Below are 21,955 nucleotides of genomic sequence, written 5' to 3'. Positions count from 1 at the left end.
TTAATAACGACGTATGGGAAGAGCGTTCGAATTTAGAAAAGCTAGAAAAATGAAGCGTTGGTCAGCAATGGCTAAAACCTTCACACGTATTGGTAAAGATATTGTAATGGCCGTAAAAGAAGGCGGTCCAAATCCTGAAACCAATTCCCGACTGCGTGCAGTTATGCAAAATGCCAAGGCCGCCAACATGCCGAAAGACAATGTTGAGCGTGCTATCAAAAAAGCAACTGACAAAGATACTGCCAACTATAAAGAGGCACTTTTTGAAGGGTATGCAGCCCATGGTATTGCTATATTAATCGAAACTGCTTCTGACAATAATAATCGAACTGTAGCTAATATCAGAAGTTACTTTAATAAATGTAATGGCACTTTAGGAACTTCTGGATCTGTGGAATTTATGTTTGACCATACCTGTAACTTCAGAATCGCTTCGGAAGGAATAGACCCAGAAGAACTAGAACTTGAAATGATTGACTTTGGTGCTGAAGAAGTCTTTGCTGATGAAGATGGCATTATGATCTATGCTCCTTTTGAAAGCTTTGGAGCGATCCAAAAAGAACTTGAAAACCGCAATATTGAAATTCTATCATCCGGTTTTGACCGTATACCTCAAGTTACAAAAGAACTAACAGCGGATCAGGTAGCTGATGTAGAGAAGCTATTAGAAAAAATTGAAGAGGATGACGATGTACAGAATGTATATCACACCATGCAAGAAATCGAATCGTAACTATCGAAATAAGAAGAGCCATCCTTAAAAGATGGCTTTTTTGTTTATTCTACCTCAAATGAATTTTCCTTATTTTTCCCCTCTACTCCTTTAAAGTTCCTATACATATACTCAAAATCCTTTTCCTGACTATCGGTAGGATAAAAAGGAGGAGCAATGATTACCTTTTTCTTACCGAAATCAAAGGCAACCATAACAATGGGCACAATTGCTTTTTTTGCAATAAAATAAAACCCTGTACGCCATTGATTAACTTTTTTTCGAGTTCCCTCCGGGGAAAGTGCCAAGCGAAATTCATCGTGTTCTTGAAATAGTTGAGCAATTGCATCTACCGTGTTGCTTCTGTGATGTCTATCAATTGGAGTTCCTCCCTGCCATCTAAAAAACCATCCATATGGAGGTCTAAACAACTCTTTCTTTCCAATATAATTAATCTTAGTAGCTAGTATTTTTCGCACTAACAAACCTATATAAAAGTCATGCCAACTAGTATGCGGCACAACAATTATCACATACTTCTTAAGAGATGGTAAATCGCCTTGAATACGCCATCCCATACAGGTACAAAAGATAAACTTAGCAAACATACGCATCTTCTATGGTATTAAATTCAATATATCTTCCAATTGGGATACCGTAGTATGAGTTGAATTATTCTTCACTTCTTCGGTAACTTGTTCATGAATCCAGGTAGTGTGGAAAGGAACATGAATTGCATTACTTTTCAGATTGATAAGCGGTACGATATCCGACTTCAACGAATTTCCAACCATCAAAAACTCCGAAGGTTTAATATCTAAATGATTTAACACTCTAGAATAATCCTCCTCCTCCTTTTCAGTCATCACCTCTATATGATGAAAATACTTAAAAAGATTGGATTTCTCAAGTTTACGCTGTTGATCTAACAAATCACCTTTAGTTAAAAGTATCAGTCTATATTTAGGCGACAGCTCTTGAAGTACTTTTTCAACACCAGGGAGTAATTCTACAGGCTTAGAAAGCATCTCCTTTCCCAACTCCAAAATTTTCTCAACAGTCCCCGCATCAACACCATAATTAGATAATTTAACAGCGGTTTCTATCATGGAAAGTACAAAGCTTTTAATACCATACCCATACATAGATAAATTGGCAATTTCTATTTTAAAAAGTTCTTGATCGATGGTGTTTAATGTTTCATAGGGTGCCAATAGATTCCCAAAGGCGGCCTCTGCTTCTCGAAAATACGTTTCATTAACCCAAAGAGTATCATCCGCATCAAAACCGATAACTTTTATTCCTTTAAACATTTCCTAACAATTTAAGTGCTTTCTCTAAATCTTCCGGGGTATCAATTCCAATACTTCCATGGGTTGTTTCCACCATTTTTATACGCTTACCATATTCTAAATAACGTAGTTGTTCTAGTTTTTCTGAAGCTTCTAAAGGAAGCATAGGTAATTTATAAAAATCCATTAGCGCCTGCTTTCTAAAGGCATACACCCCTATGTGTTTCATATAGCGGACTCCCACATTTTCCGCCCTTGGAAATGGAATAACAGAACGAGAAAAGTATAAGGCAAATCCACTCCTATCAGTAATTACCTTTACATTATTGGGATTATTAATTTCATCCTTCTCCGTAATTTCAAACATGACTGATGCTAAATCTACCTGTTTTTCCACATCCTTTTTAAATATGTCAATAAGCGATACCAATGCACTTTTATTCAAAAAGGGCTCATCTCCTTGAACATTAACAACGATATCTACCTCCATATTTTCAACAGCTTCAGCTATGCGATCACTCCCACTTTCGTGCTCTTTAAGACTCATGAGCGCCTTTCCTCCATTGGAAATTATCTCATTGTAGATAATCTCACTATCAGTAACCACATATACTTGTTGAAAAAGTGCTGAATGAACCGCCGCTTCATATGTTCGCATGATAACTGATTTCCCGCCCAAGTCCTGCATTAGTTTTCCTGGAAAACGTGAAGCTGCATATCTAGCAGGAATCATAGCAATAATATTCATGAAATGTAACTATTGATTAAACATATATACGTATTACTCATTACGTCTTGGTCTTATTTTACGATAAAAGCGGAAAACTAACACCAAAATAATTACCACTATAGCAGCTGCCAACATAGGCATTACTATGGCAGCCAGCGATATTGCTGTTGCTGTACCAGTTTCTATAGTAGATACAACAGGATTGGCTAGCCCTCCTGTAGTAGCTGTTGATGTTAAACGCGTAGTGGTGGTAGCTCCTTTTATAGCTGTTGCCGTACCTCCACCGGCAACAATGGCTAGAACCCATGTAACCATTGGACTTAAATCAGCTACAGTAGATACCATAACCGCAGTCCCAGCAATCGCGGCAAGGGGTATGGCAATCGCATCCAGCACCGTATCCACCCATGGAATAAAATAGGCTCCTATTTCCAAAATCATGGCAACTCCTAGGGTAATAAGTGCAGGTAAACTCCCCAACCAATCCCAATTTTCATTGAGTTCCCACATCCCGGTATAGGAAGCTATACTTAATACAAATAAGGGTAGAAATACCCTAAATCCAACAGAGGCAGCCAAACTAACCCCTAAAAATATACTTAAAATTGTTTCAGTTGTCATATAATTCCCTTGAGCATATCCATACTATTTTCTCAAAGATATCAAAAACAGTAAGAAGTAGTTTCAAAAACAACGCAATTTAGACCTCCTCAAAAAAGTCCTCCTTAAACCCAATAAGATACAATTTGGACTTGGCCCGAGTTACTGCTGTATACAACCATCTAAGGTAATCCTTATCAATTCCACTTGGTAAGTAAGGCTGCTCAATAAAAACTGTTTCCCACTGTCCTCCTTGACTCTTATGACAAGTGATCGCATATGAAAACTTCACCTGCAAGGCATTGAAATAAGGGTTGGATTTCACCTTTAAAAACTTCTTATAATTAGAGGATTCATTCTGATAATCAAGCATTACTTCTTGATACAATTTATTAGAATCTTCATAAGAGAGTGCAGGTGTCTCTGCATCGATAGTATTGAGTAATAAAACAGTTTCAAACGGTTTCATCGAAGGATAGTCTACCATCTTTACTTTTACTTCTGCAAATCTAAAACCGTAAAGCTCTTTAATAGCAAAAATTTCTAGTACTTCAATGGTATCACCATTGGCAATAAAACCTGCCTCTGAAGTAGCTTTTATCCAAAAATAATTATTTTTAACCACCATTAACAAATCACCTGGTGCTAATTCATTTTCGTTAAATAAGATACGACTCCTAATTTGCTGATTATATAAGTTCGCACGTTTATTAGACCTTACTATAATGGTCGTTTCTTCTGTACCATAACGATCATAAGCATCGTTAATAGCTTCCTGAATTTCATATCCATCAACTAATCGTACAATATCCTTATAAGGCCCCACCTGAAATGCAAAGTTTTCAAAATAAAATGAAGCAAGTTGCTCACGAATTAAGGTAGCATTAAACAATACTCCAGAATCCTGGGCCTGTCTCATCACTTCATCCAATTCAATGCTTTGAACTTCCTTATTATAATGTAATGCCAGGGTATCAGGATCAAGGGCAGGGCTTAAAGCAAGATTCACCGGTGGCAACTGTGCTGTATCTCCAATGAGCAATAACTTACACTTATGACCTGAATACACATAAGTCATAAGATCATCTAATAAGGAGCCATTTTCAAACAACTTAGAATCTGCAGGTGTATCTGGAATCATGGAGGCCTCATCAACAATAAACAACGTATTACGATGTTTATTCGGCTGAAGTGTAAAACTAACACCTCCTCCCTTTTGCTTTTTAGGAAAATATATCTTCTTGTGAATCGTAAAGGCAGTGCTTTTTGAATAATTAGTGATCACCTTTGCGGCTCTACCCGTAGGAGCCATTAACACAAACTTTTGCTGAGCATGCCATAAATTCGTTACAATAGTACCTATAATAGTGGTTTTACCAGTACCTGCAAAACCTTTTAAAAGGAATACTTTATCATTGTTATTTTCCAAAATAAACTGGGAAAGTTGCTGTAAAACAACTTCTTGTCGCAAAGTAGGTGTGTGAGGAAATTTTGACTTAAGTAGTGTGTAAAATTGGTGTACGTCCATGAAGCATGATTCAACCTCAAATTTACTAATGTTTTTTAAGCTTAAATAGTTTTGTGATTAAAAAAAAATTGTAGATTTGCGTTAAACCACACTAAATTTAAATACATAGATACAATGAAACAAGCACTCCAAATTGGCTTATACATTCTAAGCATTTTCTTTGCTTATATGATTTATAAATCTATTACTGGGCCAATTGAATTTAAAAAAATTAAGCAAGAGCGTTATGCCCAAGTAATTTCAAACCTTAAAGACATACGTGACGCACAAGAGGCACACCGTACTGTTAAAGGAGTGTATGCCGCCGATTTCAACAGTCTTGTAAATTTTATTGAAACTGCAAAGTATACAATCACCACTCAACGTGACACTAGCTGGATGGAATATGATCCAAACTACCGTATCGATGTTATGAAAGAAGGATCAGTTATTGACACTTTAGGATTTGTTGCTGTAAAAGATTCTCTTTTCAAAAACTCTGACCGTTACAAAAAAATGATGTATGTACCATTTGCAAAAGATGAAAAAACCACTTTTGAAATGAAAGCTGACATCCTTGACAAAAACGGTTATAAAGCTCCTGTGTTTGAAGCAAAAACGACCAAATCAATTATATTGTGGGATCAACCAGAAGATTACTTAGCAAAAGAAAACACAGTAGTTAACGTTGAAGATATCGATGGTCCTGAAATCAGAGTAGGTTCACTTAGTGATATTAGTACTGCCGGAAACTGGCCAACTATCTATGACGCAAAAAAGAACAAGTAATAGTTTAGAAACGAATTTCCAAGAATTGTCCATTCAGGTTAGCTTGAGTGGACTTTCTTTTTGTATTCTTGACACGTTGGAAAAAAGAGTGCTTTTCCAGCGCCACATTTCCTTTGCCCAAAAACTATATGCGGAGGCCCTACCTGAGCAACTCCTATCTGTACTAAACAGTGAAGAAGCCTTATCTGGTCCTTTCCAGAAAGTTCAGGTAATTCATCACAATGAGCTTTTAGCATTTGTTCCTAAGGCGCTTTTTGACGAAAATTCCTTAGCAGACTACCTTAAGTTCTCTGTCAAAATTTTAGCAAATGATTTCATCACTTATGATGAAATAGCCACTAGTGATCTTATGACCGTTTATGTGCCTTTTACCAACGTAAACAATGTGATATTTGACCATTTTGGAGAATTTGAATACCGACATTCTGCCACAGTACTACTGACGGCCTTATGGCAGCAAAAGCCAACTGTAGATGCTCCAATTATGTATGCCTTTTTAGAAAAAGACCAGTTCCAGTTAATTGTTCTTCATCAAAAAAAATTACTTCTCTTTAATACATTTACCTATCACACCAAAGAGGACTTTTTATATTACATACTCTTTACTGCTGAGCAATTACAACTAAACCTTTCTGTTTCTCCATTGACAATCATAGGAGACATCGATGAAAACCATCCACTGTATAAAATTGCTTATACGTACATACATACAGTCACTATTCATAAGCCTGTTTTTGCTTTTGCAGATGCGGCAGAAACTAAACCTGAACATTTCATAATTCTCAACTCCCTTTAAATGAGGATAATTTCTGGAAAATACAAAAGCAAGAGACTTACTGCTCCTAAAAAATTACCGGTACGGCCTACCACTGATTTTGCCAAGGAAGCATTATTTAATATATTGAATAATGACTTCTACTTTGACGATATTACAGTTCTAGATCTTTTTGCTGGCACCGGAAATATCAGCTTCGAATTTGCTAGCAGAGGTTGTTCAGACATTACAAGTGTTGACGCCCATTTTGGCTGTATCCAATACATCAATCAAATATCAAGTGAACTTGATTTTCCTATTAAAACCGTAAAAAGCGACGTATACTCTTTCTTGGAAAGAACAAAGTTAACAGCAGACATTATTTTCGCTGATCCACCTTACGATTTTACTCCAGAAAAATTTGCAAAAATACCTGAACTTGTTTTTAGTAATGAGTTGCTTTCTGAAGAAGGATTACTCATTATTGAGCATTCTCCACATACACCCATGGATTCCCAGCCTTTCTTTTCATTTCAAAAAAAATACGGCAGTAGCATGTTTAGCTTTTTTGAATACCCATCAAAGGAAGAATAACAATCCACAAAATATAGGGAAATAAAAAAAGAGCAAATCATAAGCCGGATTCTGTCCCACCCAAGGTGGTGCTTATCATTTATCTAGATAATTCATTACTGAATCATTCAAACCGCCTACCCTCCAACATCGAGCGAGCAGCCCTCAAACGTCGGTATACATGGCGTTGCACCGTATAGAGTTTACCTGATTTCACTACAGCATTACCTGTACATCCTTTCTGTTGCACTTGTCCTCGTCTCACGACGGACGGGCGTTACCCGCTATACTGCTCTATGGTGTCCGGACTTTCCTCTATGCAAGACATAGCGATAAGCCGATTTGCTCTTAGCAAAGATACAACGAATATATTAAAAGCTATTGTAATCTTATTGCACTTATATGTTGATAACTCTTTTAAAATTCTACGCGGGTTATACTAAATTCTGAAAGCAATTTTTAACTTTGTCCTTATGGAACACTTTGTTGTATCAGCCAGAAAATACCGTCCACAAACATTTAAAGATGTTGTTGGTCAACAGGCAATTACCAACACCCTGCTTAACGCTATTGAAAATAATCATCTAGCGCAGGCACTCCTATTTTGTGGACCAAGAGGTGTAGGTAAAACGACCTGCGCTCGTATATTGGCAAAAAAAATCAATGAAGATGGCTCCCAACACAGTGAAGAAGATTTTGCATTTAATGTATTTGAATTAGATGCAGCTTCAAACAACTCGGTAGATGGCATACGAAGCCTAATTGATCAAGTGCGAATTCCGCCTCAAGTTGGTAAATATAAGGTATATATTATCGACGAGGTTCATATGCTTTCAACAGCCGCGTTCAATGCATTTCTAAAAACGTTGGAAGAGCCTCCAAAACACGCTATATTTATTTTAGCAACCACAGAGAAACACAAAATTATTCCGACGATATTATCTCGCTGTCAGATATTTGATTTTAAAAGAATAACGGTTACAGACGCTAAAGACTATTTAAAATATATAGCAGAACAGCAAGGAATAATTGCAGAAGATGATGCACTTCACATCATTGCTCAAAAGGCAGATGGCGCTATGCGTGATGCACTTTCCATCTTCGATAGAATTGTAAGTTTTTGCGGAAACAACATTACTAGAAAAGCAGTTTCTGAAAACCTGAACGTTCTAGATTATGACACCTATTTTGTCATTACTGATCTTATCTTAGAAAACAATATTCCTCAATTACTTATTGAGTTCAACAATACCCTGGCCAAAGGATTTGATGGCCATCACTTCATTGCAGGTTTAGCAAGTCACTTTAGAGATTTAATGGTATGCAAGAATGAAGCCACCATATCACTATTAGAAGTAGGTGAAGATACACAGCAACGATACTTACAACAAAGTAGGAACACTACCTTAGACTTCCTAATCAAAGGAATTGAATTAGCCAACACTTGTGACCTACAGTACAAAGCAAGTAAGAACCAACGACTCCTGGTCGAACTTTGCCTTATGCAATTAGCCTCTGTCACTTATGACGGAGAAAAAAAAAATGATGGACCATTCATAATTCCGGCAACCTTCTTTAGACAGGTAACTATCCAAAAAGAGGTAATTCAACAAAGGCAAACTTCAGCTTCAAAAGAAATTAGTATCCCGACCAATATCCCTGTAGAAAATACACCCCAACCTGTACTCAATAGCACTTCGAACGTATCACAACCTAGAATATCGGGGTTATCATTGTCCAGCCTAAAAATTAAAAAGGACGCTGAAAAACGTAAAGCAGAGCAAGTACCAGATGAAGAAAACCTTCCTAAGGAGGAATTTACAGAGGCTTCCTTTATGGAATTGTGGGCAGCATATATTAAACAAATTGAAGACGAAGGAAAACATATATTAGCTTCAAATCTTAGTGCAGATACACCAGTATTGGAGAACAAGACTACCATTTGTCTAGAAATGCCAAATAGCACCATGAAAGCTGAAATCGAAAGAGAACAATATGGTTTATTGGACTACCTACGAAAAAACCTACAGAATTATGATATTTCGCTTCATATAAAAGTCAATGAAACTATTGATAAAAAATATGCTTTTACAACGCGTGAAAAGTTTGAAAAATTAGTTGAGGCCAATCCTTTGATGGAAGTGTTTCGAAAAGAATTTGATCTAGAAATCTAACACCAAAAGGATCGTGTTTCTTTGAAACAATGACCATAAACTCAATTCCTATATTTATTACTTATTTTTGTAAAAAAACGCCATTAACATGCTTGGTTTAAAACTCCCTACCGATCCTCGATGGGTAAATATTGTTGAGAAAAACATTGAAGAAATCCTTACAGATCACGCCTTCTGTGAGCAAAAAGCAGCAAGCACTGCTATTTCCTTCATTGTCCTTTTTCCTGAAAAAACAGAATTGGTTCAGGAAATGACAGCATTAGTAAAAGAAGAAATGAGTCATTTCAAAATGGTTCATGACAAGATTGTAGCTCGTGGTTGGACGCTAGGCAGAGAACGAAAAGATGAGTACGTAAACCAGCTGATGACTTTTTTTCCTAAAGGAGGTAGTCGTACCGATTTTTTAGTCCATAAACTACTGTATGCAGCTCTTATTGAAGCACGTAGCTGTGAACGCTTTCGTCTACTTTCTGAACATTTAGAAGACAAGGAACTTGCTGAATTCTACCGTAAATTAATGGTTAGTGAAGCAAATCATTATACCATGTTCTTAGGGTTTGCTCGTCAATTTGGTAACCGCGAAGAAGTGGACAGTAAATGGCAATCGTTATTGGAATATGAGGCCAAAATAATGCGAAATTTAGGCACTAAAGAAACAGTACACGGCTAATAATTACCCTATGGTTTGACCTTGAAGTGTACTATTATATAAACTTTTCACTATACCATCAGACAATCCAATTTTAGGAACATAAATCCTACTTGCCTTACTCCATTTCATTGCATTAAGGTAAATTCGAGAAGCATGAATAATTACATCAGCTCTATCTTGATTTAATTCTAAAATACTGATACGTTCTTCGTAGGTAAACGAAGTTAAATATTGATAGTATTCATTTAAATACTTATAGCTAAGAGGGGTTCCCAGTTTTCTTCCAGATATTTTAAAAATTTTATTAATGTTTCCTCCAGATCCAATTAGAGAAATATTCTCATATTGATGCGTATTTTCTTTTATCCACTGTTCTACTTCTACCCAGGTATCTCTACTTACCATTTCATTCAACAAACGTACAGTACCTACCTTAAAGGATTTAGAAACCACCGTTTCGCCTTGTGAATACACCGTAAACTCAGTACTACCACCTCCTACATCCACATAGAGGTATGTTTTATCGTTTTCGATAAGTGCATGTAAGTCCGTTGCGGCAATGATAGCAGCCTCATCACTCCCATCGATTATATTTATGGTAACACCAGTCTTTTTCTTAATAAGAGAAGATACTTCACTTCCATTTTTGGCCTCCCGCATGGCGGAGGTAGCACAGGCCTTATACTCTTCTACTTTATGTACTTGCATTAAGAGTTTAAATGCCTGAATAGAATCTACAAGTCTTTGTGCATTCACCTCAGATATCTGTCCATTAACAAACACATCTGTTCCCAAACGAATTGGTACACGAACCAAACTGCTCTTACTGAACTTGGGCTCCATTCCTTCCACTTCTAAGACGTTAGCAATTAAAAGGCGTACCCCATTGGATCCTACATCTATGGCTGCAAACTTTCGTATTCTCAAAATAATTTACTTTATGAATTAACTTGTTTCTTTAGATAATAATCGTACATAGCAAATTGTGAACGTACCTTAGGTTTATTATTTCTTCGGTAGGCATTATTTTGTTTTTCCGAAAACACCCTCGCCTTCACATTATCACTCCATCCGATTTCGAAATTATCTAGTAATTCTTGCTTAATCTCTTGGTCATAAATTGGGCAACTCACCTCTACCCTGTAATCAATATTACGTGTCATCCAATCTGCAGAAGAAATATACACCTTGGGATCGCCACCATTTCCAAAAATATATAGCCTTGGATGCTCTAAAAATTTATCTACTATACTTATAGCTTCAATGTTTTCACTCATTCCTTCTACTCCTGGTATTAGACAACATATACCTCTAACTATCATTTGAATCTTCACTCCAGCTCGACTTGCTTCATACAACTTATCAACCATCTTATAACTCGTAAGACTGTTCATCTTAAGTTTAATGTAAGCTGGTTTTCCGGCCTTAGCATTTGCTATTTCGTTATCTATAAGTTTAGTGAAAGCACTCTTGGTGTAATGTGGTGAAACGATCAAATGCTTATAGCGATTAATTTTATAGTTTGTTTCAAAAAAGTCAAAGACCTTATTGACTTCCTTTAATATCGCTTGATTAGAGGTAAACAAAGTGTAATCTGTGTAAATCTTAGCTGTAGACTCATTAAAATTACCGGTACTGACAAAACCGTAGCGCTTAATTTTATCGCCCTCTTCCCTTTCAATAACACAAATTTTGCTATGAACCTTCAATCCCGGAACCCCAAATATTAAATTAACACCTTCAGATTGAAGTTGCTCGGCATACCTAATATTAGCTTCTTCATCAAAACGCGCCTGCAGCTCAATCTGAACTGTTACACTCTTTCCATTTTTAACTGCATTAATTAATGAACTGGCAACATCTGATAACTTTGCTAATCTATAGACAGTAATCTTAACTGATTTTACTTTAGGATCTAGTGCTGCCTCTCGCAAAAATCGAACTACGTATGAGAAAGTGTGGTAAGGTGCAAATTGCAAATAATCCTTCGCAGCAATCTTTTCCAATATACTACCTTCAAGACTCAATCCCTTAATCGGCAATGCCGGATATGTTTTATATAACAAATCCTGTCTACCTAAACTAGGAAAATCCATATAGTCCCTTCTGTTGTGATAACGACCTCCAGGGATTATACTATCTGTATTATCAATCCCCATTTTATTAAGAAGGAACTTTAAGGTATCTTTATCTATCTCTTTATCATATACAAAACGTACGGGCTCGCTACTACTGCGTCCCTTAACACTACTAGATATTTTCTCTATAAAACTTTTACTCAAATCACTATCAATATCCAATTCTGCATCTCTAGTAATTTTGATCATGTGAGCCGATATGGACTCATAATCAAATATGGTAAAAATGTTACTCAAATTGTATCGAATAAGATCATCAAGCATTATGATATAATTCTTATCACCTTCGTTTGGCAATACAACAAACCGTTCTACCGTACGTGGTATTTCAATAAGTGCATATCTGAGACGTTCTTTTGAATTCCCAACTCCAAAGTATTTTCGAATACCCGAAGGCTTAGTCTCTTCTTTAAGAACCATTTTTATGGCCAAGTAGGCTGCACTATCTCTTAGTTCTGGAAAAGCATCCAACTCATTAAGGATAATGGTCACTAAAGCAGGGCTTACCTTTTGAATAAAATAACTTTTTATGTATTCACTTTGAGATGGAGAAATTTCATTCTCGTTGCGAACAAAGATATTTTCTTCCTCTAATTTTTTCTCAATTGCACTAAGTATCTCAAGGCTCTCTGCCTGTTGCTTAATAACAATCTCAGTTATATCCTCGAGCAAATCTTTAGCATTGGCGCCACCCAACACACTTTTCCCTGTTTTGCCTGATTGGGCTATACGTTTAACGGTCGCATAACGCACCTTAAAAAATTCATCAAGATTATTCGAAAAGATTCCTAGGAACCTTAATCGGTCAATTAGAGGTACGGTTTCATCAGCTGCTTCCTGCAACACACGGGCATTAAACTGCAACCAGCTAATCTCTCTATTGATGTAGCTGTTTTTGGTTACTTTATCAACATAAATCATCTATCGAAGATCTTTAGGGAATAGATGGTTTAAAAGTACTCCTTTTTGCAATTCATTCCAACTGCTTATAGGAAAAGAAATGTTTAAATAACCACATGTTGGCACATTGTCAAAATAATGAGAAGTATAGTTATTGACAAACCATGTAATGGCATGATTATGACCAAAAACCATTACTGAATTATAGACATCAGGTAAAGACTTAATAACTGAAAGCAGCCCATTCCCATGAAAATCATACAAGTCATCGACATAATGAAAAGGAAGGCGCTTTAGAGCAGTTTCATTAAGAATAATATCTGCTGTTTGCCTAGTTCTTTCTGAAGGACTGCAATAAACGGCCTCCACATTTAACTGTTTTTCAATCAATGATTTACCCACATTCATAGCATCCATAATACCTCGTTGAGCCAAGGGACGTTTATGATCGGGTAATGGTAGATCCCATGATGATTTAGCGTGCCGTATAAGGTGTATCTCTTTCATAAAATTGGTCGTTTACCGATTAAAAACGTCAATTTAACTAATATTTTGAAGGAAATTCTTTGCTTCCAAATTTATTTTTCAATTTCGTATTGAAATATAAGCATTTATCATTTGCGCCTCAAATTGTAAATGTTGATGTATAAGAACTTTAACTAAAATTAATTGTACACAACTTAACCGACCTACGAAACCCCTCCGTATCATTTTCAAGTTGTTACAGTTGGTTTTAATGGATGACTAAAAACTAAAATGTAAAGTCTTAGTTAACGAAATTAAAATTAAGCTGTATGAATTTAAAAATTACTTTAAACAATGTATTGGTTTTATTGGGTGTCTTCCTTTTCTCATGGAGCACTCATGGGCAAAATAGTAAGGGATGTCCTGCCAATGATTTTAACCTCACAACCTTTTACTTAGGAGATGCGAGCGGGGCACCATTCTCAAATGGCTCATGTACTCCAGGGAGTCCAGTAAATACCCATATCTGGGTTCAATTCACTCCAACTGCCGCTTCAGACAGATACTCCTTGCATTTAACCTTTAACGTAAAAATAACAAAACCTGATGGTTCGGTACAGTCATATGCTGTAAATGATTGTTTATATGAAGGTCAACCAATTCCTACCCATGGACTCCTTGATATCCATACATTTACCTGGAATTGCGGAGATGAAGTTGAATTAAGCAACTTTTATATGGCATGGCAATCAAATAGTGGTAAAGATTGTGATGTTAACCCTTCCAAATGTTATTCTGAGCTTGGGCCATTTATCATAGATGCCCCCCTTGTAGCTAATTATACCTACGCTGTTGATTGTTCAAATGACTACACTATTGATTTTAGCACTTTTGTAACTGGAGGTAAAAGAAATTCCAGTTCAGGCACTCCTATTAATTCTCCTTATTCTTACACATGGAATTGGGGTGATGGAACTACTACTGGTCCTACATCTTTAAGTCCCCCGGTTTCTTCTTTTTCACATACTTTCCCTAGTGCAGGCACCTATAATGTAACTCTTACTGCTACAGACACCTCTAATCCAGTATCATCAGATAGTCAAATGTATACTATCGTCGTAAATGATCCTTTATTTTTAAGCACAAATACTGTTACGGATATAGAATGTAGCGGATCTCCTGATGGCTATATTGACCTAAGTGTTTCTGGAGGTACCTTTCCATATACATACAGCTGGACTAGTAATAATGGATTTAGTGCAACAACTGAAGATGTTAGTAATTTACTACCAGGAACCTATAATGTTATCGTAACTGATAAAAACGGTTGTACAGCTACAATTAGTAAAGAATTTCTTGTAACAGACACCGAAGATCCTACGATTCAAGTACCATCTCCATTAAATTTAGAAGGTTGTGATACAAGTGCTATTACAGCAGAGAGTATTGCGCGATTTGCTTTTAGTACAACGGATGTTAATATTACCTCGTCTTTTGACAATGGTATAGACTACCTGGCTCATGATGACGGTACAATACAAAGCATCACATATATAGATGTAGTTAGTGGTGGAACTACTTGCCCTATAGTTGTTACAAGAACATTTACAATTAAAGATAACTGTGGAAAGGAGGTATCAACTACACAGACTATTAATATTCAACAGGGAGACTTTACACTACCTGAAAATGATGGTTCAACAATTTCTTGTGCCTCTGAAGCAGTAGCTCCTACTTTACCGGTAGTTTTAGATGCGTGTAACGTTGCTATTGTTCCTTCCGGACCAGTGGTTAGTGCCACCCCTGATTGTGAAGGCACTATTTCCTACACGTATACTTATGAAGATTGTGCTGGTCATAAACATGACTGGGTGTATACCTATACTATCGATTACCAAGACTTTACAATGCCATCTAATGACGGTTCTACTGTAGCCTGTCTGGATGATATTACAGAGCCTGTACCACCAACGGTGTATGACAACTGTGGTAAAGAAATCATCCCAACCGGACCGATTGTTGGTAGTGATCCTGCCTGTGAAGGTACTAAGACCTATACATGGAACTATGCTGACTGTTCAGGCTTTAATCATGATTGGGTGTATACCTATACTATCGATTACCAAGACTTTACAATGCCATCTAATGACGGTTCTACTGTAGCCTGTCTGGATGATATTACAGAGCCTGTACCACCAACGGTGTATGACAACTGTGGTAAAGAAATCATCCCAACCGGACCGATTGTTGGTAGTGATCCTGCCTGTGAAGGTACTAAGACCTATACATGGAACTATGCTGACTGTTCAGGCTTTAATCATGATTGGGTGTATACCTATACTATCGATTACCAAGACTTTACAATGCCATCTAATGACGGTTCTACTGTAGCCTGTCTGGATGATATTACAGAGCCTGTACCACCAACGGTGTATGACAACTGTGGTAAAGAAATCATCCCAACCGGACCGATTGTTGGTAGTGATCCTGCCTGTGAAGGTACTAAGACCTATACATGGAACTATGCTGACTGTTCAGGCTTTAATCATGATTGGGTGTATACCTATACTATCGATTACCAGGACTTTACAATGCCATCTAATGACGGTTCTACTGTAGCCTGTCTGGATGATATTACAGAGCCTGTACCACCAACGGTGTATGACAACTGTGGTAAAGAAATCATCCCAACCGGACCGATTGTTGGTAGTGATCCTGCCTGTGAAGGTACTAAGACCTATACATGGAACTATGCTGACTGTTCAGGCTTTAATCATGATTGGGTGTATACCTATACTATCGATTACCAGGACTTTACAATGCCATCTAATGACGGTTCTACTGTAGCCTGTCTGGATGATATTACAGAGCCTGTACCACCAACGGTGTATGACAACTGTGGTAAAGAAATCATCCCAACCGGACCGATTGTTGGTAGTGATCCTGCCTGTGAAGGTACTAAGACCTATACATGGAACTATGCTGATTGTTCAGGCTTTAATCATGATTGGGTGTATACCTATACTATCGATTACCAAGACTTTACAATGCCATCTAATGACGGTTCTACTGTAGCCTGTCTGGATGATATTACAGAGCCTGTACCACCAACGGTGTATGACAACTGTGGTAAAGAAATCATCCCAACCGGACCGATTGTTGGTAGTGATCCTGCCTGTGAAGGTACTAAGACCTATACATGGAACTATGCTGATTGTTCAGGCTTTAATCATGATTGGGTGTATACCTATACTATCGATTACCAGGACTTTACAATGCCATCTAATGACGGTTCTACTGTAGCCTGTCTGGATGATATTACAGAGCCTGTACCACCAACGGTGTATGACAACTGTGGTAAAGAAATCATCCCAACCGGACCGATTGTTGGTAGTGATCCTGCCTGTGAAGGTACTAAGACCTATACATGGAACTATGCTGATTGTTCAGGCTTTAATCATGATTGGGTGTATACCTATACTATCGATTACCAAGACTTTACAATGCCATCTAATGACGGTTCTACTGTAGCCTGTCTGGATGATATTACAGAGCCTGTACCACCAACGGTGTATGACAACTGTGGTAAAGAAATCATCCCAACCGGACCGATTGTTGGTAGTGATCCTGCCTGTGAAGGTACTAAGACCTATACATGGAACTATGCTGATTGTTCAGGCTTTAATCATGATTGGGTGTATACCTATACTATCGATTACCAAGACTTTACAATGCCATCTAATGACGGTTCTACTGTAGCCTGTCTGGATGATATTACAGAGCCTGTACCACCAACGGTGTATGACAACTGTGGTAAAGAAATCATCCCAACCGGACCGATTGTTGGTAGTGATCCTGCCTGTGAAGGTACTAAGACCTATACATGGAACTATGCTGACTGTTCAGGCTTTAATCATGATTGGGTGTATACCTATACTATCGATTACCAAGACTTTACAATGCCATCTAATGACGGTTCTACTGTAGCCTGTCTGGATGATATTACAGAGCCTGTACCACCAACGGTGTATGACAACTGTGGTAAAGAAATCATCCCAACCGGACCGATTGTTGGTAGTGATCCTGCCTGTGAAGGTACTAAGACCTATACATGGAACTATGCTGACTGTTCAGGCTTTAATCATGATTGGGTGTATACCTATACTATCGATTACCAAGACTTTACAATGCCATCTAATGACGGTTCTACTGTAGCCTGTCTTTCTGAGATCACCCAGCCGACTCCTCCTACTGTAACTGATAACTGTGGTAATGAAATCATCCCTACAGGTCCAGTAGTTAGTGAAGATCCTACATGTGCGGGTACTAAAACCTATACATGGAACTATGCGGATTGTACAGGTACTAACCATGACTGGGTATATACTTATACTTTAAATGATAATGTAAAACCTACCTTAACATCTGTAGCTAGCAACCTAGTTGTAGAATGTGATGGATCTGGTAATAACCAGGAAATTCAAGAGTGGTTAAATAATAATGGTGGTGCTTCTGCAATGGATAATTGTAGTGAAGTTATTTGGTCTAACAATTATGGTCAAGTTGCTTCTGATTGTGCAGAACCAATAACGGTAACATTTACAGCTACTGATGCTTGTGGAAATTTTGTTGAAACAACAGCAACGTATGCAATTAAAGATACTACCAAACCAATAATTACTAATGCTCAATCTACGACTGTTGAGTGTGATGGACAAGGTAATGTACAAGCATTACAAGATTGGTTGGCTAACAATGGTGGGGCAACTGCTACTGATGATTGCGGAGCCATTACTTGGAGTAACAATGCTAATCAAGTGGCGTTTGAAGAAGCTTGCGGTAGCACTGGTTCTTATACTGTAACATTTAGAGCTACGGATTCTTGTGATAACTTTGTTGAAACAACGGCTACATTCACTATTGAAGATACAACGGCTCCTACGATTAGCGTAGTGGCTCAAAACAAAACTGTTGAGTGTGATGGTCAAGGTAATGAGCAAGCATTCCAAGAGTGGTTAGCTAACAATGGTGGTGCTTCGGTAACTGCTGATAACTGTAGTACGGTTTCTTGGAGTAACAATGCCAATCAAGTGGCGTTTGAAGAAGCTTGCGGTAGCACTGGTTCTTATACTGTAACATTTAGAGCTACGGATTCTTGCGATAACTTTGTTGAAACAACGGCTACATTCACTATTGAAGATACAACGGCTCCTACTATTAGCGTGGTGGCTCAAAACAAAACTGTTGAGTGTGATGGTCTAGGTAATACTGAAGCATTCCAAGAGTGGTTAGCTAACAATGGTGGTGCTTCGGTAACTGCTGATAACTGTAGTACGGTTTCTTGGAGTAATAACGCTAATCAAGTGGCGTTTGAAGAAGCTTGCGGTAGCACTGGTTCTTATACTGTAACATTTAGAGCTACGGATTCTTGCGATAACTTTGTTGAAACAACGGCTACATTCACTATTGAAGATACAACGGCTCCTACTATTAGCGTGGTGGCTCAAAACAAAACTGTTGAGTGTGATGGTCTAGGTAATACTGAAGCATTCCAAGAGTGGTTAGCTAACAATGGTGGTGCTTCGGTAACTGCTGATAACTGTAGTACGGTTTCTTGGAGTAATAACGCTAATCAAGTGGCGTTTGAAGAAGCTTGCGGTAGCACTGGTTCTTATACTGTTACCTTTAGAGCTACGGATTCTTGTGATAACTTTGTTGAAACAACGGCTACATTCACTATTGAAGATACAACGGCTCCTACTATTAGCGTAGTGGCTCAAAACAAAACAGTTGAGTGTGATGGGCAAGGTAATGAGCAAGCATTCCAAGAGTGGCTAGCTAACAATGGTGGTGCTTCGGTAACTGCTGATAACTGTAGTACGGTTTCTTGGAGTAATAACGCTAATCAAGTGGCGTTTGAAGAAGCTTGCGGTAGCACTGGTTCTTATACTGTAACATTTAGAGCTACGGATTCTTGTGATAACTTTGTTGAAACAACGGCTACATTCACTATTGAAGATACAACGGCTCCTACTATTAGCGTAGTGGCTCAAAACAAAACTGTTGAGTGTGATGGTCAAGGTAATGAGCAAGCATTCCAAGAGTGGCTAGCTAACAATGGTGGTGCTTCGGTAACTGCTGATAACTGTAGTACTGTTTCTTGGAGTAACAATGCTAATCAAGTGGCGTTTGAAGAAGCTTGCGGTAGCACTGGTTCTTATACTGTTACATTTAGAGCTACGGATTCTTGTGATAACTTTGCTGAAACAACGGCTACATTCACTATTGAAGATACAACGGCTCCTACTATTAGCGTAGTGGCTCAAAACAAAACTGTTGAGTGTGATGGTCAAGGTAATGAGCAAGCATTCCAAGAGTGGTTAGCTAACAATGGTGGTGCTTCGGTAACTGCTGATAACTGTAGTACGGTTTCTTGGAGTAATAACGCTAATCAAGTGGCGTTTGAAGAAGCTTGCGGTAGCACTGGTTCTTATACTGTAACATTTAGAGCTACTGATTCTTGCGATAACTTTGTTGAAACAACGGCTACATTCACTATTGAAGATACAACGGCTCCTACCTTTACAGCTCCTGAGAATATAGAAATATTTATCGATGCTGAATGTTCATATGACACATCAGTAGCTGTTACGGGAGATGTAGAGGATGAAAACGATGGTTGTTCAACTGATTTGAATGCTACATTTGAAGACACCATTATACCTGGATGCGGTAGTTCATTCACTATTGAAAGAACTTGGACTCTTGCAGATAATTGCGGAAACCAAGCCGAGCCACAGGTACAAATCATAAAAGTAACGGATAACATCCCTCCAATAATTGACAAAACTGGTCTACGAAATCTAGTGGTTGAATGTGGTACGGATTATCTGGCTGACCTAAATGAATGGTTGAACAACAATGCAGGAGCGGTAGCCATAGATAATTGTGATGATGTAACCTGGACGCACAACTTCGAAGGATTAGAGGAAGGATGTTCAAATGACATTATAGTACGATTTACCGCTACTGATGAATGTGGAAACCAGGCAGAAACTAAAGCAACCTTTACAATAAAGGATACACAAGCGCCTACAATCACATTACAACCTGAGGATAAAACTGTAGAGTGTGATGGTCAAGGTAATACGGAAGCATTCGAAGAATGGTTAAATTCAAATGGTGGTGCTACAGCTACTGATGAGTGTAGTGTCTTTAATTGGAGTAATGATTATTCTGAGCAAAGTTGGGTAAGTGAGTGCGAAACTGTAAAATATGCAGAAGTAACCTTCACCGCTTCAGATGCATGTAATAATGTTGCCATGACTCAAAAAGTTCGATTTACTATTGAGGATACAACTGCACCTGTGTTTGTAGAAGAATTGCCTGGAGACCTAACAGTAGAATGTAATGAAGTCCCTGAGGCAGCTGTTCTTACTGTTACTGAACAATGTGATAGCTCTATTACTGTTGATTTCAATGAAGAAATCACCTATGATACTGAGGTATGTAGCACTAATTATACAATTGTTCGTACATGGACTGCTACAGACTGTGCTGGCAATATAGCTACACATACACAAAACATACGTGTTGAAGATACCACAGCACCAGTATTTACGGCTCAAGAATTACCTGGTAATCTAACCGTAGAATGTGATGATGTTCCTGAGGCAATTACGCTGACTGCAACAGATAATTGTAGTGGAGAAACGGAAGTGACTTTCACAGAAGAAATAACGGATACATCTGAAACTTGCGGTAGTAGCTATGTTATCACTCGTACATGGACAACTTCAGACTGTGCTGGTAATACTACAACACATGTACAGACCATTACAGTAAGAGACATAACAGCTCCAATCATGCTTACGGAATTAGATGAAGAAATCACGGTAAGCTGTTCAGAAATTCCTGCTGTACCAACCGTTATATTTAACGATAACTGTACAGGGTCTGAGGAATTAGTTGTCACATTCAATGAGACTTCAACTCGTACTGATGAAATAAGCGATTATAACATCATTCGTACTTGGAAGGCTACTGACTTATGTGGTAATGAAACTGAATTCACTCAAACAATTAAAGTTCAATTGAATGACCAAGTAACTCCATATGAATTAGATATCTGTATAGAAGATGCTGAAATAAATCTATTCTCTCTTCTTGCGCAAGGATATGAACAAGGAGGTGTTTGGGAAACTCCTGCAAACTTTAATCTTAGAGATGGTAGCTGGCTTGACCCTGCTAACATTGCCCTGGGAGAATACACATTCTATTATACAGTAACTGACAGTGACTGCCCTAGCCGTACTCAGGTTAATGTAAAAATTAATGACGATTGTGTTGTTCTTGCTTGTACAGCTGACGATATTATTATATCCAAAGTTGTAACTCCAAATGGCGATGGACAGAATGATTTCTTTACAATAGAAGGTATTGATCCTGAATGTGGATTTACATTTGATGTAAAACTATTTAACCGTTGGGGAGATTTTATTTTCGAATCTAATAACTATCAAAACAACTGGAATGGACAAGCACCTTCTGGAGCAATAGGAGCCGCAGGTAAAATTCCTACTGGAACCTACTTCTACATCATTAATGTACGTAATAGCGGAATTAAGCCAATTACAGGTTATATCTATTTTGCAACCAAATAATCCTTA

At 37.8% G+C, this 21,955-nt stretch carries 15 protein-coding genes and 1 other RNA gene; 7 read left to right on the top strand and 9 right to left on the bottom strand.

The window, feature by feature from the left end:
- The first annotated feature begins 13 nt into the window (after positions 1 to 13).
- Complete coding sequence (locus PT603_RS01840) at positions 14 to 733, top strand: YebC/PmpR family DNA-binding transcriptional regulator (protein ID WP_008238573.1); 720 nt, start codon at positions 14 to 16, stop codon at positions 731 to 733.
- A gap of 44 nt (positions 734 to 777) precedes the next feature.
- Here PT603_RS01840 and PT603_RS01835 read toward each other — a convergent pair whose 3' ends face one another.
- From PT603_RS01835 to PT603_RS01815, 5 genes are all read right to left on the bottom strand, one after another.
- A complete protein-coding gene (locus PT603_RS01835) occupies positions 778 to 1,326 on the bottom strand; it encodes a 1-acyl-sn-glycerol-3-phosphate acyltransferase (protein ID WP_008238572.1) in 549 nt (182 codons plus the stop codon).
- Positions 1,327 to 1,329: 3 nt separating this feature from the next.
- A complete protein-coding gene (locus tag PT603_RS01830; RefSeq protein WP_008238571.1) occupies positions 1,330 to 2,025 on the bottom strand; it encodes an HAD family hydrolase in 696 nt (231 codons plus the stop codon).
- Positions 2,018 to 2,752, bottom strand: coding sequence for a 3-deoxy-manno-octulosonate cytidylyltransferase (kdsB, locus tag PT603_RS01825; RefSeq protein WP_008238570.1), 735 nt, complete (start codon positions 2,750 to 2,752; stop codon positions 2,018 to 2,020). The genes PT603_RS01830 and kdsB overlap by 8 nt, the downstream gene beginning before the upstream one ends.
- A 33-nt stretch (positions 2,753 to 2,785) precedes the next feature.
- Positions 2,786 to 3,355, bottom strand: coding sequence for a DUF4126 domain-containing protein (locus PT603_RS01820; RefSeq protein WP_008238569.1), 570 nt, complete (start codon positions 3,353 to 3,355; stop codon positions 2,786 to 2,788).
- Between the two features lie 79 nt (positions 3,356 to 3,434).
- Complete coding sequence (locus PT603_RS01815) at positions 3,435 to 4,862, bottom strand: ATP-dependent DNA helicase (RefSeq protein ID WP_008238567.1); 1,428 nt, start codon at positions 4,860 to 4,862, stop codon at positions 3,435 to 3,437.
- Positions 4,863 to 4,976: 114 nt separating this feature from the next.
- On the opposite strand from PT603_RS01815, the gene PT603_RS01810 reads away from it, so the two are divergent.
- The 3 genes from PT603_RS01810 to PT603_RS01800 are packed head-to-tail and all read left to right on the top strand — an operon-like array spanning position 4,977 to position 6,978.
- Positions 4,977 to 5,630 (top strand): hypothetical protein, encoded by a 654-nt coding sequence (locus PT603_RS01810; protein ID WP_040488822.1) that lies wholly within the window; start codon positions 4,977 to 4,979, stop codon positions 5,628 to 5,630.
- A complete protein-coding gene (locus tag PT603_RS01805; protein WP_008240378.1) occupies positions 5,608 to 6,426 on the top strand; it encodes a DUF3822 family protein in 819 nt (272 codons plus the stop codon). Before PT603_RS01810 ends, PT603_RS01805 begins: the two co-directional genes overlap by 23 nt.
- The gene (locus PT603_RS01800) at positions 6,427 to 6,978 is read left to right on the top strand and encodes an RsmD family RNA methyltransferase (protein WP_008240376.1); all 552 of its coding nucleotides are present in this window, start codon (positions 6,427 to 6,429) and stop codon (positions 6,976 to 6,978) included.
- 25 nt (positions 6,979 to 7,003) lie between these two features.
- On the opposite strand, the gene rnpB is transcribed toward PT603_RS01800, so the two are convergent.
- Positions 7,004 to 7,306, bottom strand: an RNA gene (gene rnpB / locus PT603_RS01795) — RNase P RNA component class A.
- A gap of 124 nt (positions 7,307 to 7,430) precedes the next feature.
- On the opposite strand from rnpB, the gene dnaX reads away from it, so the two are divergent.
- Positions 7,431 to 9,131 carry a DNA polymerase III subunit gamma/tau gene (gene dnaX, locus PT603_RS01790; RefSeq protein ID WP_008240373.1) on the top strand — a complete coding sequence of 567 codons (1,701 nt, stop codon included), beginning with the start codon at positions 7,431 to 7,433 and terminating at the stop codon, positions 9,129 to 9,131.
- Positions 9,132 to 9,219: 88 nt separating this feature from the next.
- Positions 9,220 to 9,801, top strand: coding sequence for a MiaE family protein (locus tag PT603_RS01785; protein WP_008240370.1), 582 nt, complete (start codon positions 9,220 to 9,222; stop codon positions 9,799 to 9,801).
- Between the two features lie 3 nt (positions 9,802 to 9,804).
- On the opposite strand, the gene PT603_RS01780 is transcribed toward PT603_RS01785, so the two are convergent.
- From PT603_RS01780 to PT603_RS01770, 3 genes are read right to left on the bottom strand one after another with little or no spacing between them, the layout of a single operon-like run.
- The gene (locus PT603_RS01780; protein WP_040488819.1) at positions 9,805 to 10,713 is read right to left on the bottom strand and encodes a Ppx/GppA phosphatase family protein; all 909 of its coding nucleotides are present in this window, start codon (positions 10,711 to 10,713) and stop codon (positions 9,805 to 9,807) included.
- Positions 10,714 to 10,721: 8 nt separating this feature from the next.
- Positions 10,722 to 12,842, bottom strand: coding sequence for a polyphosphate kinase 1 (ppk1, locus tag PT603_RS01775; protein ID WP_008240367.1), 2,121 nt, complete (start codon positions 12,840 to 12,842; stop codon positions 10,722 to 10,724).
- Positions 12,843 to 13,328, bottom strand: coding sequence for a SixA phosphatase family protein (locus PT603_RS01770; RefSeq protein WP_008240365.1), 486 nt, complete (start codon positions 13,326 to 13,328; stop codon positions 12,843 to 12,845). It abuts the gene before it with no gap.
- Positions 13,329 to 13,615: 287 nt separating this feature from the next.
- Here PT603_RS01770 and PT603_RS01765 point away from each other — a divergent pair, with 287 nt between their 5' ends.
- Positions 13,616 to 21,949: an HYR-like domain-containing protein gene (locus PT603_RS01765; RefSeq protein ID WP_309258600.1), complete on the top strand. Its 8,334-nt coding sequence runs from the start codon at positions 13,616 to 13,618 to the stop codon at positions 21,947 to 21,949.
- Positions 21,950 to 21,955: the final 6 nt, after the last annotated feature.

Origin of the sequence: Imtechella halotolerans (assembly GCF_028743515.2) — a bacterium.
In the GTDB taxonomy this organism is placed as follows: Bacteria; Bacteroidota; Bacteroidia; order Flavobacteriales; family Flavobacteriaceae; genus Imtechella; species Imtechella halotolerans.
Note: the sequence above shows the minus strand (reverse complement) of the source record. Positions and strands in the feature narration are given on the sequence as shown.

Coding starts and splice junctions, on each gene's coding strand:
- PT603_RS01840 (WP_008238573.1), top strand. CDS start 14: ATGGGAAGAGCGTTCGAATTTAGAAAAGCTAGAAAAATGAAGCGTTGG.
- PT603_RS01835 (WP_008238572.1), bottom strand. CDS start 1,326: ATGCGTATGTTTGCTAAGTTTATCTTTTGTACCTGTATGGGATGGCGT.
- PT603_RS01830 (WP_008238571.1), bottom strand. CDS start 2,025: ATGTTTAAAGGAATAAAAGTTATCGGTTTTGATGCGGATGATACTCTT.
- kdsB (WP_008238570.1), bottom strand. CDS start 2,752: ATGAATATTATTGCTATGATTCCTGCTAGATATGCAGCTTCACGTTTT.
- PT603_RS01820 (WP_008238569.1), bottom strand. CDS start 3,355: ATGACAACTGAAACAATTTTAAGTATATTTTTAGGGGTTAGTTTGGCT.
- PT603_RS01815 (WP_008238567.1), bottom strand. CDS start 4,862: ATGGACGTACACCAATTTTACACACTACTTAAGTCAAAATTTCCTCAC.
- PT603_RS01810 (WP_040488822.1), top strand. CDS start 4,977: ATGAAACAAGCACTCCAAATTGGCTTATACATTCTAAGCATTTTCTTT.
- PT603_RS01805 (WP_008240378.1), top strand. CDS start 5,608: ATGACGCAAAAAAGAACAAGTAATAGTTTAGAAACGAATTTCCAAGAA.
- PT603_RS01800 (WP_008240376.1), top strand. CDS start 6,427: ATGAGGATAATTTCTGGAAAATACAAAAGCAAGAGACTTACTGCTCCT.
- dnaX (WP_008240373.1), top strand. CDS start 7,431: ATGGAACACTTTGTTGTATCAGCCAGAAAATACCGTCCACAAACATTT.
- PT603_RS01785 (WP_008240370.1), top strand. CDS start 9,220: ATGCTTGGTTTAAAACTCCCTACCGATCCTCGATGGGTAAATATTGTT.
- ppk1 (WP_008240367.1), bottom strand. CDS start 12,842: ATGATTTATGTTGATAAAGTAACCAAAAACAGCTACATCAATAGAGAG.
- PT603_RS01770 (WP_008240365.1), bottom strand. CDS start 13,328: ATGAAAGAGATACACCTTATACGGCACGCTAAATCATCATGGGATCTA.
- PT603_RS01765 (WP_309258600.1), top strand. CDS start 13,616: ATGAATTTAAAAATTACTTTAAACAATGTATTGGTTTTATTGGGTGTC.